Below are 16962 nucleotides of genomic sequence, written 5' to 3' on the forward strand. Positions count from 1 at the left end.
ATCGGCCAAGGCTTTCGCCAATCACAGCTCTCGGCTCCGCCGGGGTGCCGTGTCCATGATCATCGAACCGCGCAACGGCGACGCCGAGGACGATGCCAGCAGCACCAAGAAGCACTCGCTGATTGCGATCGCCGGCAGTCTGCTCGGCGAGATCAGCCTGCCCAAGCTCGCGCTCGCCTGGGTTCTGGGCGCCTTGCTGCCGAGCCTCCTTCTGGGCGCAGCTCCGCTGGTCATGACGGCGTGGGTCGCATCGGTATCGGGCCGCGTGGTGGCGCTGGCCGGGATCAGCTCCCTCGTTTTGCTCGCATTTGTCGGAATTGTCGGCTGGTATGGCTTCCGGCCACTGTTCCGCATGGCAGAGAAGAGCTTCTGGTCGTTGAACGCTCTGGTGGTCCAGCCGGGCTACGCGGTCTGCCGCGAAGGGCTGCAGCATCTTGCGGAGAGTTTCAGTTCCGTCGGAACCGATCCCGATAAGCGCGCACGATTGCGGGCAGGCAGCGCGATCGGGGCAGGCTTGCTGGGTTGTGCCGTCGCCGGGGTCGTCTTCTGGCTCGTCTGGCCGGCGACGCGCTGGTCCGGCGGCTTTGCCGATTTCGCCGATCCGCTGCGGCTCGTCGTTCCAGCGCTGGCCAATGCGGTTGCGTTGATGTCGCTCTATCTGGCTGCGGCGTCGCTGCTCTGGGGCCTGGCCGACGGGCTGATGGACCAGCCGCGCGATCTCGATGGCTTCGACACCGCGGCCGCATCGGCGCGGCGATGGCGCGTCGCCCATCTGTCCGACGTCCATGTCGTCGGCGAGCGCTACGGCTTCCGGATCGAAAGCGGGCGCGCGGGTCCGCGCGGCAATGAACGCTTCCTGCAGGTGCTCGACAGGCTGGCGGCGATCCACGCGAGCGAGCCGCTCGACCTGCTGCTCATCACCGGGGACATGACCGATGCCGGGCGCTCGGCCGAGTGGGGCGAATTCCTCGACGCGATGGAACGCCATCCCGCCCTCGCCGGTCGCTGCCTGATCCTGCCGGGCAACCACGACGTCAACATCGTCGACCGCGCCAATCCCGCCCGGCTCGAGCTGCCGGGCAGCCCGGGCAAACACCTGCGCCAGATGCGGACCCTTTCCGCCATGGCGGCCCTGCAGGGCGAGCGCGTGCAGGTCTTCGACCAGCGCCGGACGAGGCTCGCGGGCAGCCTCAGCGCGGCGCTTGAACCGCATCGCGAGAAGATCGCCGCCTTCGCCGACACCGGCGGCCTGCGCCGAGCGGCGGGGCTCGAAGCGGTCTGGGCGGATGCCTTTCCGATGGTGCTGCCGCCGGCGGAACCGGAAGGGCTCGGCGTCATCCTGCTCAACTCGAATGCCGAGGCGCATTTCTCCTTCACCAACGCACTTGGGCTCGTCGCCGAGGAGGACATGCAGGCCACTCTCGCCGCGGCCCGCGCCTTCCCGCAGGCGCGGTGGATTTTGGCGCTCCATCACCACCCGATCGAATATCCGAAACCGGCGAAAGCCTTTTCGGAGCGGATCGGAACCGCGCTGATCAACGGCAGCCGCCTCTTGCGGCTGCTGCGGCCCGTCGCCGCCCGCATGGTCGCGATGCACGGCCACCGCCATATCGACTGGATCGGGCGCTGCGGCGCGCTGAAGATCGTCTCCGCGCCCTCCCCGGTCATGGAAGCGACGAATGCGGAGCCAACCTGCTTCTACATTCACACGCTGGCGGCAGCGCCCGAGGGGATCGCGCTGCTCGAACCGCAGCGCATCCTGATCGCGCCGGCACCGCCCGCCATTACGGCGTGACGGGCGCGCCTTCGGGGACCTTATCTTCCTTCTGCGGCGAGCCGAAGATTTCGGCGAGCCACAGGCTCGACGGATGCAGGGCGCAGAAGGTGAGGAAGGCGATGGTGATGGGCACGCCGATGAATGCGCCGAAGACACCCCATAGATAGCTCCAGAAGAACACCGAGAACAGCACCGTCGCCGGCGAGATCGAGAGCGCACTGCCGGCCACGCGCGGCTCGACATAGCTGCCGACGACGAACTGGATCAGGTTGAGGCAGGCGAAGACCGCGACCACCGCCTGCCAGGAGCCGAACTGCGTCATCGCGAACAGCGTCGGGAAGACGGTGGCGACGAGAGGCCCGAGGAACGGGATGTAGTTGAGCGAGAAGGCGATGAAGCCCCATTCCTCGGCCAGTTGCAGCCCGACGGCTCTGGCGAAGAGCCAGACCAGGACGCCGGTGATCACGCTCATCAGCGTTCGCACCAGCATGTAGCGCCTGATTTTGGCCGCCGTCATCATGCTGCCTTGCAGCAGCAAGGACCCGGCGGCGCGGTTGCGCATGCCCTTGAGCTTGCGGCCGAAATCGTCGACCTCCAGCAGCCCGAGAAAGACGTAGACGAGAACAACGAGCCAGAAGCTCATGGTGCTGTTCAGGCGGCCGGTCACGGTCTGCGCGGTGCGCAGCATCCAGCCGACACTGAACGCCTCCGACCAGGCTCCCGCGACCGCTATGCCGTGTCCTTCGAGCCAGAGCGTGATCTGGTCGTAGAAAGCCTGGAAGCGGGCGGCGTCGCTGACGATCCAGCGCCCGACACGTCCGAACGCGGACACCACCAGCGACCCGACATAGACGAACGCGACGGTCATGACGATTACGCTGACCGCGAGCGCGAGCAGCCGCGGCAGAAAGCCCTGAAGCATCTTCTGCAGGGGCCAGACCAGCGCGATGATGAACAGCGCAAAGGCGACCGGCGCGAAGACCGAACTCGCGATCGACAGCGCCGCAACGACGAGGATCGTCGCGACGACGACCTGGGCCGCCTGATAGATGCCGCCACTCGTCATAGGCCCGCCCAATTCCGCATCCGGAGCGTCGCCGACACGGCTCGATTTCAAAGACACCCGTCAAACCCCCTTGGTGAACTCGGCGAGATCGAGCGTCGAGCGCTTTCCGATCTCGTCGCGATGCGTCCGGTAGAACATCTCGGCCGAGCGCCTGCCCTCGTCATGCAGCATCGTCAGGAACTCCCACTCGGCATTGAGTTTGGAAGAGTAGCCGAGCTCCGTCATCGCGTCGCTGGCGATGCGGTGGATGCGCATGCGCGCCCAGCGGGCGCCCTCGCCCGAGCCGGAGACTGCCTCACGCTGCAGGAGAGCCATCATGCGCAGCTCCTTCAGCAGAACCGCGTTGAAGGAGACCTCGTTGAGGCGGTTCAGAATGTCGCGCGCCGTCCGCGGTGTGCCCGGCCGCTCGACCGGATTGATCTGGACGAGGATCGTGTCGCTCGCGTTGCTCTCCTCGATCAACGGGGTCATGGTCGGGTTGCCGGAGTAGCCGCCGTCCCAATAGCTGTCGCCGTCGATCTCGACGGCTTGAAACAAGGTCGGCAGGCAGGCCGAGGCGAGCAGCACCTCGGGGGTGATTTCGGCGTTGCGGAAAACGCGGTTGCGGCCGGTCCGGACATTCGTCGCGCTGATGAACAGCTTGATCGGGCATTTCGCGAGCGCCTCGAAGTCGATCACCTCGGCGAGGATGTCCGTCAGCGGGTTGGTGCCCATCGGGTTGAGGCTATAGGGCGAGACGACGCGGGACATCATGTCCATCGCCACGAACAGCGGCGAGGTGTCGAGCGTCCAGCGCCCGAGCAGGACATCGAGCGGCGAACGCTGGAACGGGCTGAAGCGCGCAGCGTCCGAGACCTTCCGCCAGAATTCGTTCAGGGCCTCGCGCGCGCCGGCCCGCCCGCCCGTGACATAACCGGAGGCGAGGACCGCGGCGTTCATGGCGCCGGCCGAGGTGCCCGAAATAGCCTCGATCGTCAGCCAGTCTTCCTCGAGGATCCGGTTCAGCACGCCCCAGGTGTAGGCGCCATGTGCGCCGCCGCCCTGCAAGGCGAGATCGATGTTGAGCGGCTCGCGCGACGCTGCACTGCCGCGCTCATCGCTGGCGCTGCTGGAAGTGGAAGGTGCCTTGCTCACGATTTCACCCTTGTTGATAGAACCGGCCGCCTCACGACGACTTCACCAGCCCGGAGAAGCCCGCGACGGCGAGCAGGCTCAAGGCCCAGCCGACGACCGACTGGAAATAGAAATAGTTGATGGCGGCCCGCCCCCCCGGCTTGGTCGGATTCGGCCGCCAGAAGGTACGCTGCCCCATGTCGAGCACAGGAAGCAGCGTGTCGAGCGAATACATCCAGGGGCTGAAGGCGGGGTAGCTCGAGGCCTCCCAGCGCTGCCGGAAGCAGGCGAGCTGGTTCTGGCCGGGCGCCGCCAGCCCTTGCGAGGGGCCGGTGGCGACCAGCGGCCGCTGCTCGCCCCGCTCGATGCCGCACAAGGTCCATTCGGGCGCGCGCAGCACCACGGCGCTGTTGGGCATCAGCGCGCCCTGGCGCTCGGCATAAGCGAAGATCGCGACGCCCCCGAGCCAGAAGAACGCCAGCCAGACGAGCGCGAAAAGCGGCCTGCGGCCATATCCGAGCGTGATCCCCAGAATGCCGTCGGCGACGAAGAGAATTGCCCGCCAGACCGGGTGCTCCGTCCGGGCGCGGCGCGCCCTGCGCTGCAGGCGCTCCTTGATGACGAGGACGGAGCTGGCATCCTCGCCATGGCCCATCTCGCGAAAGACGGCGGCGAGCTGCTCATAGGGCTGCGGCCAGAAATCCTCGCCCCAGCGCTTGGGCGTTTGACGCGCCAGCCAGTCCAGACGGCTCTCGGCATCGACCGGCCCGTCGATGAAGGCGCCATAGCGGCAGCGGTTGAGGAGCAGGTCGCCGGCCCTCGGCCAGCTCGCTGCCTCGTCATGGATCGTGCCGATCGAGGCGCCGGTGAGTGCGAGCGTGCCGTCCAGCCTTGCCTCGCGCCGCAGGAAAAACGCGCCCTTGACCACGACCCGGCTCGCTTCGATGGCCGTCTGCCCGGCATTTTCCACGGTCGTGCCGGAGCAATCGAGATCGCCGGCGATGGCCGAGCCGGTCAGCCGTACCTCCCCCGTGATTCGGGTGCCGCGCAGGACGACGCTGCCGTGGCAGGCGATCTCACCGGCGTCGAGCGCCATCCGATCGAAAGCGGGGATGCTCGCACCGGCCGCATCCAGATCGGCGGCCAGCACGGCGCCGGACAGGTTGATCCCGCCGCGCAACGTCGCCCCGCGCAGGAGCACGTTGCGAGCCTCCAGGCTGCGGCCCAGCAGCGCATAGTCTCCGCGGTTGCGGATCGCCGCACCATCGCATTGCAGGTTCCCGCCGAGCCGCGCCTGGTCGAGATTGACCGCCCCCTCGACCTCCGCGCCCCGCAGATAGACCCCGCCGCGCGCCTCCAATCGCTCGCCCTGCAGGCCGGGAAGCCGCGAGCCATCGAGGAACAGCCGGTTGATGATCGCCGCGCGCAGGATCGGCGTCGCCTCGAAATGGCAGTCGTTCAGGCCGATATCGCGAAAGACGCGGCAGGCTTCGAGATCGAGGACCTCCGTGATCCAGGCGCCCCGGATCAGGACGCCCTTCTCATGCGGGCGGAAGCCCGGCTCGCCGCCCAGGATCAGGAAGCGCAGGAAGGGGGCGCGAACCGACCGGGTCGGATCCGCCTGCGTGGGCAGGATGCCATCCCCCAGCCTGTCGAAATTGCCGGACTGGAGCCTGGCGACGATCTCCTCCTCTGCCGGAAGCAGAGGCCGGAAATCGTCGAGACGCGCGGTCGACGCCGCCCAGACGGCAGCCTCCGCTCCCAGGCTCCAGTCCAAGGTCACGTCGCGGCCGCTTGCGTGTCCGCCACGAACGAGAGGGCTTCGCGCAGCTGGGCTTCCTTTGTTTCATCGAAGGAGGTGCTGATCAGCGTGCCGCCGGTTCCCTTGAGATCGGCCAGAACCTTGTCGGTGGTCATCTTGCGGATGAGCAGGAAGAGACCGGCGGTATTCGGCTGGAGCGCGGAGGCGGCATCCTTCATGAACTGGTCGTTGATGCCGATGTCGCTGAACTTGCCGCCCAGCGCACCCGAGGCGGCGCCGATCGCGGTGCCGATGAGCGGCGACAGGAAGATGAAGCCGATCAGCGTGCCCCAGAGCGCGCCCGAAGCTGCGCCCGTGGCGGTCAGGTTGATCATCTGGTTCAGCTTGACGTGGCCCTTGTCGTCCTTGACCACGACGACGGCGTCGCCGAGCTCGATCAGGTATTCGCGCTGAAGCGAGAGGACCTTCTGACGGACCTCCTCGGCCTTCTGTTCGGTCGGAAAGGCGATGAAGACGAGATCGCTCATGAGTGTAGCTCCGGGTTCGGGCGGGGGGGAAAGATTGACTGGCCGGGTACCGCCCGTGCCCTGCCGATCAGGAATTCGGCCAGCAGCGGGACAGGACGTCCCGTAGCGCCGCGGATGCGGCCGGCGGTCGAAGCGGTTCCGGAGATGTCCAGATGCGCCCAGGGATAGGCGGTGGCGAAACGGGCCAGATCGGAGGCGGCGGCGATGGCGTCGGGCGGTCCGTCGGCCGGGTCCGCCTCACCGGCCGCAGAGGACGCCGGATCGTCATCCCATAGGGGCAGCCGCCAGACGCGATCGCCAGACCGTCCACCGCATTTCATCAGTTCCGATGCAAGAGCTTCGTCATTGGCGAACAGGCCGCTGGCATGACTGCCCAAGGCGACGACGCAGGCGCGCGTCAGCGCTGCGACATCGATGACGCAGCTCGGCGAGAACTGCGCGGCGTAGCCAAGCACGTCGCCCAGCAGCGAGGACTCATGTGCCTGCCGGCGCCGGACTGCTTTCGGCGCGGCTGGGCGCCATCCGCCTTGACGCGGTGTCCAACCCTGGCTGGCGACGATGAGCCCCACGACATTCAGAGCGAGGCCGAGCCGTTCCACCGTCCGCATCGCGCCCAGCACGCTGGCGATCCCGCGCATGTCGCGGATCGGGGCGCGATGCAGGCGCTGCTCATGCTCGGGCAGCGCGTCCAGCGCCGCCACGCCGTTACCGATCAGGACAATCGGCCGGCCCGTCGCCATGCGCCGGTCACTTCTCAGGACGATGAGTTTGCAGTCGCCAGCGGCGATCTGTTCTCCGGCGAGAAACGCCGCCAGCCCGTGTTCCTCGAATTCGCGCCGCCCGAGCACGTCGACGCTGAAGCCGAACTGGTTCGCCATCGCCTCGGCCGTTCGCGCGATGAAAGTCGGCGTGCACAAATCCGGCGGCAGGTTTCCGAGCTCCTTGGCGAAGGAGACGCCCTCTCCGATGGCCACGCCCTGCCGAAGCGCCGTGACCAGCTCCGAGGTCAGGGTTTGCGGCACCAGCAGCATGATGTTGCGCCGCTCCTCCCGAATGGGCACGTCAGGCAAGCCGAAATCATAGCGGCCATCGGCGAGGATGCGCCCCGCCTGCTGCATCCGCCAGCTGAGCGTCCGGCGCGGGACCTCGTTCTCCGCCAGCGTCACGACCACCTCCGTAGCGGGGTCGCCATTGAGGGCTTTGGCCACGACGGAGAGTGCCTGGCGATAGGCCCTGTCCGAAAAAGTCTCCGCACGTCCGAGGCCGACCAGCAGCAGTCGTTTCGCCGCGACGCCCGGCAACGGCCCGACCATATGCACGGCGCCAACGGCGTCTCCGAGACCGGCCCGGCCGAGGATGCCGGCGAGCCGGCCGGAGCAGCGATCGTTCACGGCCCGAGCCGACCCCGTCAGCGGGCCATCGCCGAAGACGCCGAGGACGAGCAACTCGGCCCCGAGCTTTTCCGCTTCTCCGACTGCCGGAATGATCTCCATGGATGCCCTCTGCCGGGGAAACATCGTGTCGGTGGCCACATTTCGAAACGCTTTGACCTGGTATCGCGCCAGCTCCTGCCGCCGCGTCACGGTCGCTGCGGCGAAGCAGCGGCCTCCTGGCGCGAGCCGGATCGCTGCTCGGGCAACAGCCTGACGCGCTGACCGGGATGCAGCGCCTGGATACCGGCCGAGACGATCGTTTCACCCGGCTCCAGCCCCTGTGACAGGATGACCTTGCCCGGATCGAAGCGCAGCACATCGACGCTGCGCAGGGAGACGGTCGACTTGACGGGATCGACGATCCACACGGCGGGCGAGCGGCCCTGCTGGGTCAGCGCGCTCGCGGGGATCGAGACGATTGCGGCGGTGGTGAGCTCGACCGTGCCGACGACGGTGGAGCCGAGCCGCATCGCCTCGGGCGGATTCTGCAAGCCGACCCTGATGGCGAAGGTCCGCGTCACCGGATCGGCCTGCGGGGCGACCTCGCGCACTGCGCCATAGGCCGTCACCGTCGGCGCATCGGCCAGCGCGACGCGGATCCGAGCGTCGCTGAGATGGGTATCGAGCACGGCGGCCGGCACGTTGAAGACCGCATCACGGCTGTCGTCGCGGGCGATCTGGACGACGACCTGACCGGGCTGCACGACCTCCCCGGGCTCGATCTGCCGCGCCGTCACCACGCCGTCGACATTGGTGCGCAATTCGGTGAAGCCGAGCCGGTCCCGCGCCAGCTCGAGCTGCGCCTCCGCATTCTCCAGCCGGGCCTGCGCGGTTTCCTGGGCGCGCTGCGCCTGGTCGAAACGCGGCCTCGTGGTGAAGCCCTGCGCCATCAGGCGCTCCTGGCGCTCGAAGGTGTTGCGCGCCGTGTCGACCTCGCCGCGGGCAGCTTCCAGCGCCGCCTTGGCTGCCGCCAGCGCATTCTGTTCGAGGGCCGGTTCGAGCCTTGCGATGACCTGCCCCGCCTTCACCCGGTCGCCGACATTCACCGGGCGTTCGAGGACGCGCCCGCCGATGCGGAAGGCGAGCCCGACATCCTTCTTCGCCTGGATCTCACCGCTGAGCTGGATGTCGTCGGAGAACTGCCCGGCCTCGACCGTGACGACCCCGACAGGCCTCCCCTCCGCCTGCGGCGCCTTCTCGCTGCTGCAGGAAACGAGAACCGTTCCCAGCAACGCGGCGGCGGCGACCCGTCCCAACCCGTTCATCGGCATCCGCCTCGTCGCGATCGCGCTCATGACAGGGAGCCTCCCGCACCGGCCGTCCGCCCCGCCCTGCCGCCCGCGCTCGCTGCGCCGAAGACGGTGACGTAGAGGACAGGCAGAAGAACGAGGGTCAGCACGGTCGCGACCAGCAGGCCGCCCATGATCGCGAAGGCCATCGGCCCCCAGAACACGGTCGGCGCGATCGGGATCATGCCGAGCACGGTCGAGATGGCCGTCAGCATGATCGGGCGGAAGCGCGTGCCGGCGGCGTCGATGGCGGCTTCGACCACGCCCTTGCCGGCTGCACGCTCGTCCTCGATCTGTCCGACCAGGATCACCGCGTTCTTGGTGATGATGCCGATCAAAGCGAGGATGCCGAGCAGCGCGACGAAGCCGAGCGGCTTGCCGGAAAGCAGCAGCGCTCCGACGACGCCGATCAGTCCGAGCGGCGCGATGCTGAGCACGATGGCGAAGAGCCTGAAGCTCCTGAGCTGCGCCATCAGCACCGTGAACATGATCAGCAGCATCACGGGGATCACGGCGATGACCGATGCCTGCGACTTGGCGCTCTCCTCGACCGTGCCGCCGACGGTGATGTCGTAGCCGGCCGGCAGCGTCTTCCGGAGCGCGTCAACCGAGGGCTGCAGTGCGCCGACGACGGCATCCGGCAAGGTGCCGGGCGGCACATCGGCCGAGACCGTCAGGTTCGGCACCCGGTCGCGACGCCAGATCAGCGGCGCGTCGAGCCCGTAGCTGAAGCTCACGAACTGCGAGACCGGCACCGAGCGGCCGCTCGGCAGCGCGACCTGCATGCTGCGCAGCGTGTCGAGCGAGGCGCGCTCGGCGTCCTGGGCCCGCACGACGACGTCGACGAGGTAGATGGAGTCGCGCACCTGGGTGACGACCGTGCCGGAGACTACGGTGTTGACGATCGCGGCGACTGCGGCGGAGCTGAGGCCGAGCCGGCGCGCCTCGTCCTGGTCGACGCGCAGCCGCAGCTCGCGGGCGGGCTCGATCCAGTCGAAATTGATCTGGAGCGCCTTGGGATTCGACGCGACGACCTGCGCGAGTTGCATCGCGATGGTGCGGACCTCGGCGATGTCGGGGCCGCTGACGCGGTACTGGACCGGCCAGCCGACCGGTGGGCCGAGCTCGAGCGGCGAGACGCGCCCGACCACATTGGGGAAGTCCTTCGCGAGGAGCGCCTCGAGCTTCTTCTGCAGCCGCTCGCGTGCCGCAACATCCTTGGCGACGATCACGGCCTGGCTGAAGAAGTCGTTGGGAAGCTGCGCATTCAGTGGCAGGTAGAAGCGGATCGCGCCGCGGCCGACATAGGTGCTCCAGCGCTCGACATCGGGATCACCCTTCAGCGAGGCCTCGAAGCGCTCGACGAGGTTCTCGCTCGCATAGATCGAGGCGTTCTGCGGCAGGGTGAGGTCGACGAGCAGCTCGGGCCGGTCCGAGGCCGGGAAGAATTGCCGCGGCACGAGCGCCAGCGCCAGGATCGACGCCACGAACAGGCCGAGCGTCACTGCGATCGTCACCCAGCGCAACTTGATCGCGCCGGAGAGCAGGGAGCGGAAGCCGCGTTCGACCCGCCCTGGCTCCTTGCCCTGGGCCGAAGCGTCAGGTGCCTTCAGCATGGCGACGCCGAGCACCGGAGCGAAGAGGACGGCCACGAACCAGGATACGACGAGCGCGATCGTCACCACCGCGAAGAGCGAGAAGGTGTATTCGCCGGCCGAGCTCGCCGCGAAGCCGATCGGCACGAAGCCGGCGATGGTCACCAGCGTGCCGGCCAGCATCGCAGTGGCGTATTTGTCGAAGGCGAAGGTCGCCGCCTTCATCTTCGCGTCGCCTGCGGCCAGCCGCGTGACCATGGCATCGGTCGTGGTCATGGCGTCGTCGACCAATAGCGCGAGCGCAATGATGAGCGCGCCGAGCGAGATGCGCTGCATGTCGATGCCGGCGACCAGCATGCAGGCGAAGACGATGGCGAGCGTCAGCGGGATCGCGAGCGCGACGACGAGGCCCGGCCGCACGCCAAGGCTAATGAAGCTGATGAAGAGGATGATGCCGACCGCCTGCCAGAGCGAGGTCATGAAGTCGTTGATCGCGTGCGAGACCGTTACGGCCTGGTCGGCGACGAGATAAGGCTCGATGCCCAGCGGCAGGCCGGCGGTGATCCCTGCCATCGCCTTCTTGATGTTGCTGCCGAGCGCCAGGATGTCGCCGCCCTCGCGCATGGCGATGCCCAGCCCGATCGCATCGCGCCCGTTGACGCGGAACATCGGCGCCGGCGGATCGACCTGCCCGCGCCTGATCGTCGCGATGTCGGCGAGGCGTACCATCCGGTCGCCGGCCGGGAAGTTGATGCCGAGCAGATCGGCCTCGGACTGGAAGGCGCCGGACACCCGTACCGAGAACGTCTCGTCCTGCGTCTGCACCTCGCCCGCCGGCCGGACCACGTTCTGCGCCTGGAGCGCCGCAAGCAGCGCGGAACGATCAAGGCCGAGATTGGCGAGCTCTCTCACCGAGAATTCGATGAAGATGCGTTCGTCCTGCGCGCCGATGATCTCGATCTTCGAGACATCGGGCACGAGCAGGAGGCGCGACCGGATGGTCTCGACATGGTCGCGCAGCTCGCGGCTGGAGAAGCCGTCCGAGGTGAAGCCGTAGATGATGCCGAACGTGTCGCCGAAGCGGTCGTTGAAGAACGGCCCGAGCGTGCCGGCCGGCAGCGTGTGCCGCATATCGGCGATGAGATTGCGCACTCTGTACCAGGTGTCCTGGACCAGGCGGCCGGGCACTTCACCCTTGAGGTTGACGAAGATCGTCGTCACGCCAGGCTTGGTGTAGCTGCGCACGCTGTCGAGGCCGGGCGTCTCCTCGAGCTGCCGCTCGAGGCGCTCGGTGACCTGGCTCAGCGTGTCTTCCATGCTGGCGCCGGGCCAAACCGCCGAAACCACCATCGTCTTGATGACGAAAGCCGGGTCCTCGTTGCGGCCGAGGCGGATAAAAGCGAAGATTCCGGCCGCGACCGCCACGATCATGAGATAGATCACGACCGAGCGGCTCTTCAGCGCCCATTCCGAGAGGTTGAAGCTCATCGCGGCTCCGCTCCGATCAGGCGTACGCGCTGGCCTTCACGCAGAAGCCCCGCACCGGCGGTGACGACGATGTCGCCGATGTCCAAGCCCTTGGCGATCCTGGCCGCCGCCGGGTCCGCGCTCGCGACGTCGAGCTTCCGCAGCGAGACCGTCAGATTCTTGGGGTCGACCACCCATGCCCCTGTCGCCTGATGACGCTGCGTCAGGGCCGTCGCGGGGATGGTGATGGCGCCGCTCGCGCCGGCGCGGATCGAGCCCGAGACGGCAGCGCCGAGCCGGAAGGCCGGCGTGGGGTCGGTGAGGCCGACCCTGATCCGGAAGGTCCGAGTCACCGGGTCCGCCTGCGGCGCGATCTCACGTACGCGGCCGGTCGCCTCCGCTCCCGCCTCCCCGGTCAGCGCAAGCCGCACCGGCATGCCGGGCGTGAGCTGACGCACCAGATCGGCCGGGATCTCGAAGACCGCGTCGCGGCCCTCTCGCCGCGCGAGCTGGACGATCATCCGGCCGGCCGTGACGACCTCGGAAGGCTCGGCACCGACGCGCGTCACGATGCCCGGCGCGTCAGCCGTCAACGTCGTGAAGCCGACGACGTCCTCGGCGGAGCGAACACGCGCCTGGGCGGCGTCGACCTGCGCGCGGGCCGCCGTGAGCGCCTGCTGGGCGGCCTCGAAATCGGCCTGCGTGGTGATGTGGCGATCGAGCAGATGGCTCTGCCGCTGGAACTGGTTCTCTGCCTTGCGCAGATCGCCCTGCGCGGCCGTGAGCGCAGCCTGGGCCGAACGGAGATCGTTGAGCTCGTTCTCGGAGTCGAGCCGCGCGACGATCTCTCCCTCCTTCACGCTCGCGCCGACGCCGACAAGGCGCTCAGCCAGCCGTCCGCCGATGCGGAACGCCAGCGAGGCCTGATCCTGCGCTTCGATATGGCCGGTGAAGGCGAGATCGGGCGCCTGGCGCGGCGCCTCGACCGTCACGGTACGGACATAGCGCACCGGAGGCGGAGCCTCCTTCTCCTCCCGATTGCAGGAGGCGACGCCGAGCGCGACGACGGCCGCGGCCGCGACGCAGCCCAGGCGCGATGAAGCTTCGCTGCGCCTCATGCCCGCTCCGCGGAAGCCCCCCGGTGCCCTGTCGGCCCCGGACGCCGTAAGCCTCGCCTCTGCATCGAACTGTTCCTCTGACGGCTGCCGCGTCGCGCATCCGCAAGCGCGTTTGCGCCCAGCAAAGCTCTTCGGGACCCTGGATCGACGCTAGCAACAGCCGAGGAGACGTGGATTAGCTCAGAATCCCAACTCTGGGCTGCTCATCCCATTGTTGGGAAAGGTCACTCTCCCGCTAGGTCGCGCTCAACGGTTCCCGCGTCGAGACACGGCGCAGACCGAGGGCAACCGCCAGCAACAGGGAGAGCCCGGCCGCGGCGACCGCGGCCATGACGAGGTAGATCTGCTCTCCCCACGTCTCGTAGAGCAGGCCGCAAAGGGTCGTCAGGACGGCCATGGCGCCGGCCCAGCTGCCCGCGAGCCAGGCCTGGGCACGGGCTTGCATTCCACCCGGCGCCAGCCGCGCGAGGAGGAAGATGCCGGCAAGATGCGTAGCGCCGAATGTCACCCCGTGCGTCAACTGGAGAAACACCAGCGTGGAAAGGCTCGGATCCTGCGACATCGCTCCCCAGCGCAGGATGGTGGCGACCGCCGCGCCGACCAGCAGGCCGGCTGCGCTCGAGACGCCTTTGACGCGGTAGCCAAGGAAGGAAAACAACACGACCTCGGACAGGACACCGAGCGCCCAGAGCCCGCCCATCGCTGCGCCGGGAACCCCGGCTGCCTGCCAATGGAGCGTACCGAAGCCATAGTATGCGGCGTGGCTTGCCTGCACCAAGGCCGCGCCGGCAATTGTGCCGATGAGCAGCAATGGGCGCACCGCCCGCGCTTCGCTCGCTTCGGCAGCGCGCGGGCCGTTCGATCGGGGGGCCATGCAGCTGGTAGCGGCCGCCGCCGTGAGGACGGACGAGAGCAGCAGCATTGGGACGATCGAAGAGGTCGAAAACCATTCGAGCGACCAGCCGGCTGCGAGATTGGCTGCCGCGAAACCGAGCGATCCCCACAGCCGGATGCGCCCGTAAGTCAGCTCGGATCGCGGCGTTTCGGCGAGACGGCCGAGCGTCATCGCGTCGGCCAAGGCAATCAATGGGCCCTGCGCCAGAGCAATGGCGACGACGACGGCGAGGATCGGCCAGAAGCCGCGCGCGACGGTCAGGAGGCCGGTGCCGGCAGCAACCAGCGCCGCGCAGATCGCAAGCGTCGCCGAGATGCGTCCGCTCCGGTCCGCGAACGCCCCGACCGTGGGATTCGCGATAATTCGGATCAGCAACGGCGCCGCCAGAACGATGCCGATGGCGTCGGCGTCGAGAGACTGGGCTTGCAGCCAGAGCGGGAAGAACGGGAGATTGACCCCAAGTTCGAAGAACAGACATGCGTAGAGAAGCGAAAGCCGCCCCCTGGGCAGGCCAGCGGCCGGGCTCGCTAGCGGGACCTGCCGAACAGCGGAATCCGAGGCCCACCGGCCGAAACGCGGCGTTCTGGCACGTGCTCGAAGCCGCATCGTTCAGCCTTCGATCGCCTCGCCCCGCTCATCGGTGAAGGCGCGCACGATCCCCTGCTCACGCGCTTCGGTCGGGCTGTAGCCGAACTCGCGGCGAAAGGCCCGGCTGAAGGTGGAATGATCGACGAAGCCGACCTCGCTTCCGATCGCGTGGATCGAAAGCGTTTCACGCTGCGAGCTCAACCGGAGATGGGCTTCGCGCAGCCGCTCCCTGTTGATGAAATGAGCCACCCCGCCACAGTTCTCGAAAAGCCGGTAGAGCTTCGAGCGGGACATCGCCAGCAGGCGGGCCAGCCGTTCAGGGCCGAAATCCGGCGAGGCCATGTTCTGGCGCACGATGTTGCGGGCCCTGTCGACGAGAACCGACCCAAGAGGCGCCCTCGCCGCCTCTTGGTAAACCGATTGCGGGATGATGCAGGCCGCAACGAGCGCCCTGGTAGGCATTTCGAGGCTTGCTGCATGCTCCGCGGTGACGTGCGGCAACTGTCGCACCAGACTGTCCAAGTAGCCGATGAGCAGGGGCGCGAAATCCTGGCTCACGGCCAGATCATGCGCCCAATCGAAGCGCTGCTCGTCGGCAACGCGCTGGTCGCGCGGGAGATACAGGGTGATAACCTCGCTGTCCCGGGCTCTCCCCTCATAAGGGAGCGCCAGCGAACGGAAGCTCAGCTCTTCGTGCAGCACGCCATTCGCAGCCTTCGTCCGCGCCAGCACGACGCACCAATGATCGAGATAGGATCTGGGGCGGTGCCGCCATTGCCTGTCCGGCGCGCCGGAATAGACGACATGCGTCAGGGCAAGCTCGCCCACGCGCCATGAGGAGAATTCGGCGGCGAATCCCGCCAGGGATTCGCGTGTCGGGAAAAGCTCGATGGTGTTTCCGTGCAAGGACCGCCAAGCGTCAAACTGATCCTTCGCGCGAAGCTCTGCAGTGCAAAAATGCGCTACGGAAAACACGCTGGTGTCCTTCCTCACCCCGCCATGAGAGAAAGCCGGCATCGGACACTCCGATCATTCGACGCTCGTCAGAAGTAAGGTGAAATTCCAGCACAAACCGAAGTCGATTGAAATTGATCGAAGTCAATAAACTGAAACAAGATCAATATTGCTTATTCAGTATTTCAAGTTTAGTATATCAGTCAAATATTGGCACCATCGACCTAGGCCGTCAACCCTATGGCGTCGCTGCGGCATCGAACACTCTGATCGGCGCGGTGACGAGGAGTGTCGCCGCCGAGCCGATCGCCCCGGCAGCAGCCAGCGGTGCCGGAACGTCGACATCGGTGATCACCTGGCCTTGCAGCAACCTGTCGCCGATCAGGCGAACGGCGTCCGGGCTGGCCGCGAACAGATCATGGTTGATCCTGTCCCCCGCATTGATCGCGGACAGATCGATCACGGTGATCCCGGACAGCCCCGCGAACTGGGTGCGGTACTCCTCCTGCGTCGGGTCGATGCCGCCGAGCCGGGTCCCCCCGCGCGAAATAAAGCGGGACAGCTGCAGTGCCCGGTCGTGCTGTGCCGTGAACAGGGTGATCTGCGGTCGTTTCGGACCCATATCCTCGATCTGACGGCGGAAGACCCCGACATCGAGATCTGGCGATGCCAGGATGAGGTTGCTGATCTTGCGCGGGACGCCGCCATCCCTGAGGGCGATCTGCCTGACCGCTTCGACCGCGGGCCAGCTCCCCATCGAATGGGCCAGGATCACGATTTCCCGAACCGAGGGGCTCGCAGCCGCCACCTTCAGCAGATCCGCCAGATCCGAGCGCGAGTAGGAGGCGTTGTCGAAGTCGCGGCTGTAGTCGAGCAGATAGCCGCGCGATGGCCAGGAGAACAGCACGGGCGCCGCATCGGCATCCGCATCATGCGCCAGCTGCGCGAAACGGAAGACTGCGCGGTCGAACGGCGTGTTGAACCCGTGGACGAAGACGAAGACGCGCTTCGACCGCCCGCTCGTCGAACGAAACCAGTCGACGAGCTTGGCTTTCGGCAGCGGCGTCGCGCTTGTGACGACGAAATCCGTGGCGGGATTGCCGGGAACCGAGCGCGGCAACTGGATTGTGCCGGCCTCGCGCTCGCGCGGGATCGAGACGATGATATTGCTGAACGAAACATGCTCGCCCCGGTCGCCGGTGAAGAGGATACCGGGATCGGGCGAGGCTGCGCGCGTCGTTGCAGCCAGCATATCGACCCGGTCGGTTCCGGGCGCCGCGGCGACGGGCTGCAGCAGCCCCTGCGGCGTCGAGGCGCAAGCGCCGAGACCGACGGCAAATACCAGGAGAGCAAGACGGCATCGAACCATCCGGCCGAT

Annotated in this window: 12 protein-coding genes; 1 reads left to right on the top strand and 11 read right to left on the bottom strand. The window is 67.5% G+C overall.

Annotation, left to right across the window (positions count from 1 at the left end):
• Positions 1-55: 55 nt before the first annotated feature.
• Complete coding sequence (locus tag AC1DEZ_RS01790; RefSeq protein ID WP_476778390.1) at positions 56-1795, top strand: metallophosphoesterase family protein; 1740 nt, start codon at positions 56-58, stop codon at positions 1793-1795.
• On the opposite strand, the gene AC1DEZ_RS01795 is transcribed toward AC1DEZ_RS01790, so the two are convergent.
• From AC1DEZ_RS01795 to AC1DEZ_RS01845, 11 genes are all read right to left on the bottom strand, one after another.
• A complete protein-coding gene (locus AC1DEZ_RS01795; protein WP_476778391.1) occupies positions 1785-2843 on the bottom strand; it encodes an AI-2E family transporter in 1059 nt (352 codons plus the stop codon). The two genes, AC1DEZ_RS01790 and AC1DEZ_RS01795, sit on opposite strands and share 11 nt — an antisense overlap.
• Before the next feature lie 60 nt (positions 2844-2903).
• Positions 2904-3890 (bottom strand): patatin-like phospholipase family protein, encoded by a 987-nt coding sequence (locus AC1DEZ_RS01800; RefSeq protein WP_441513511.1) that lies wholly within the window; start codon positions 3888-3890, stop codon positions 2904-2906.
• Between the two features lie 118 nt (positions 3891-4008).
• The gene (locus AC1DEZ_RS01805; RefSeq protein ID WP_476778392.1) at positions 4009-5739 is read right to left on the bottom strand and encodes a hypothetical protein; all 1731 of its coding nucleotides are present in this window, start codon (positions 5737-5739) and stop codon (positions 4009-4011) included.
• Positions 5736-6245: a DUF1269 domain-containing protein gene (locus tag AC1DEZ_RS01810; RefSeq protein WP_476778393.1), complete on the bottom strand. Its 510-nt coding sequence runs from the start codon at positions 6243-6245 to the stop codon at positions 5736-5738. Before AC1DEZ_RS01810 ends, AC1DEZ_RS01805 begins: the two co-directional genes overlap by 4 nt.
• A complete protein-coding gene (locus AC1DEZ_RS01815) occupies positions 6242-7738 on the bottom strand; it encodes a M17 family peptidase N-terminal domain-containing protein (RefSeq protein ID WP_476778394.1) in 1497 nt (498 codons plus the stop codon). Before AC1DEZ_RS01815 ends, AC1DEZ_RS01810 begins: the two co-directional genes overlap by 4 nt.
• Positions 7739-7824: 86 nt before the next feature.
• Positions 7825-8973 carry an efflux RND transporter periplasmic adaptor subunit gene (locus AC1DEZ_RS01820; protein ID WP_441513235.1) on the bottom strand — a complete coding sequence of 383 codons (1149 nt, stop codon included), beginning with the start codon at positions 8971-8973 and terminating at the stop codon, positions 7825-7827.
• The gene (locus tag AC1DEZ_RS01825; RefSeq protein ID WP_476778395.1) at positions 8970-12050 is read right to left on the bottom strand and encodes an efflux RND transporter permease subunit; all 3081 of its coding nucleotides are present in this window, start codon (positions 12048-12050) and stop codon (positions 8970-8972) included. The genes AC1DEZ_RS01820 and AC1DEZ_RS01825 overlap by 4 nt, the downstream gene beginning before the upstream one ends.
• Positions 12047-13147 (bottom strand): efflux RND transporter periplasmic adaptor subunit, encoded by a 1101-nt coding sequence (locus AC1DEZ_RS01830; protein WP_476778396.1) that lies wholly within the window; start codon positions 13145-13147, stop codon positions 12047-12049. Before AC1DEZ_RS01830 ends, AC1DEZ_RS01825 begins: the two co-directional genes overlap by 4 nt.
• Positions 13148-13382: 235 nt before the next feature.
• The gene (locus tag AC1DEZ_RS01835; RefSeq protein WP_476778397.1) at positions 13383-14648 is read right to left on the bottom strand and encodes an MFS transporter; all 1266 of its coding nucleotides are present in this window, start codon (positions 14646-14648) and stop codon (positions 13383-13385) included.
• A gap of 3 nt (positions 14649-14651) precedes the next feature.
• Positions 14652-15536 (bottom strand): helix-turn-helix transcriptional regulator, encoded by an 885-nt coding sequence (locus AC1DEZ_RS01840; RefSeq protein ID WP_476778398.1) that lies wholly within the window; start codon positions 15534-15536, stop codon positions 14652-14654.
• Positions 15537-15822: 286 nt separating this feature from the next.
• Complete coding sequence (locus AC1DEZ_RS01845) at positions 15823-16953, bottom strand: alpha/beta hydrolase (protein ID WP_476778399.1); 1131 nt, start codon at positions 16951-16953, stop codon at positions 15823-15825.
• Between the last annotated feature and the right edge of the window lie 9 nt (positions 16954-16962).

The sequence above is a fragment of the Allobosea sp. 10L422 genome, from assembly GCF_056395345.1.

Excerpts from the sequence above, each read along its gene's own strand:
- AC1DEZ_RS01790 (WP_476778390.1), top strand. The coding sequence starts at position 56 with ATGATCATCGAACCGCGCAACGGCGACGCCGAGGACGATGCCAGCAGC.
- AC1DEZ_RS01795 (WP_476778391.1), bottom strand. The coding sequence starts at position 2,843 with ATGACGAGTGGCGGCATCTATCAGGCGGCCCAGGTCGTCGTCGCGACG.
- AC1DEZ_RS01810 (WP_476778393.1), bottom strand. The coding sequence starts at position 6,245 with ATGAGCGATCTCGTCTTCATCGCCTTTCCGACCGAACAGAAGGCCGAG.
- AC1DEZ_RS01815 (WP_476778394.1), bottom strand. The coding sequence starts at position 7,738 with ATGGAGATCATTCCGGCAGTCGGAGAAGCGGAAAAGCTCGGGGCCGAG.
- AC1DEZ_RS01820 (WP_441513235.1), bottom strand. The coding sequence starts at position 8,973 with ATGAGCGCGATCGCGACGAGGCGGATGCCGATGAACGGGTTGGGACGG.
- AC1DEZ_RS01825 (WP_476778395.1), bottom strand. The coding sequence starts at position 12,050 with ATGAGCTTCAACCTCTCGGAATGGGCGCTGAAGAGCCGCTCGGTCGTG.
- AC1DEZ_RS01830 (WP_476778396.1), bottom strand. The coding sequence starts at position 13,147 with ATGAGGCGCAGCGAAGCTTCATCGCGCCTGGGCTGCGTCGCGGCCGCG.
- AC1DEZ_RS01835 (WP_476778397.1), bottom strand. The coding sequence starts at position 14,648 with ATGCGGCTTCGAGCACGTGCCAGAACGCCGCGTTTCGGCCGGTGGGCC.
- AC1DEZ_RS01845 (WP_476778399.1), bottom strand. The coding sequence starts at position 16,953 with ATGGTTCGATGCCGTCTTGCTCTCCTGGTATTTGCCGTCGGTCTCGGC.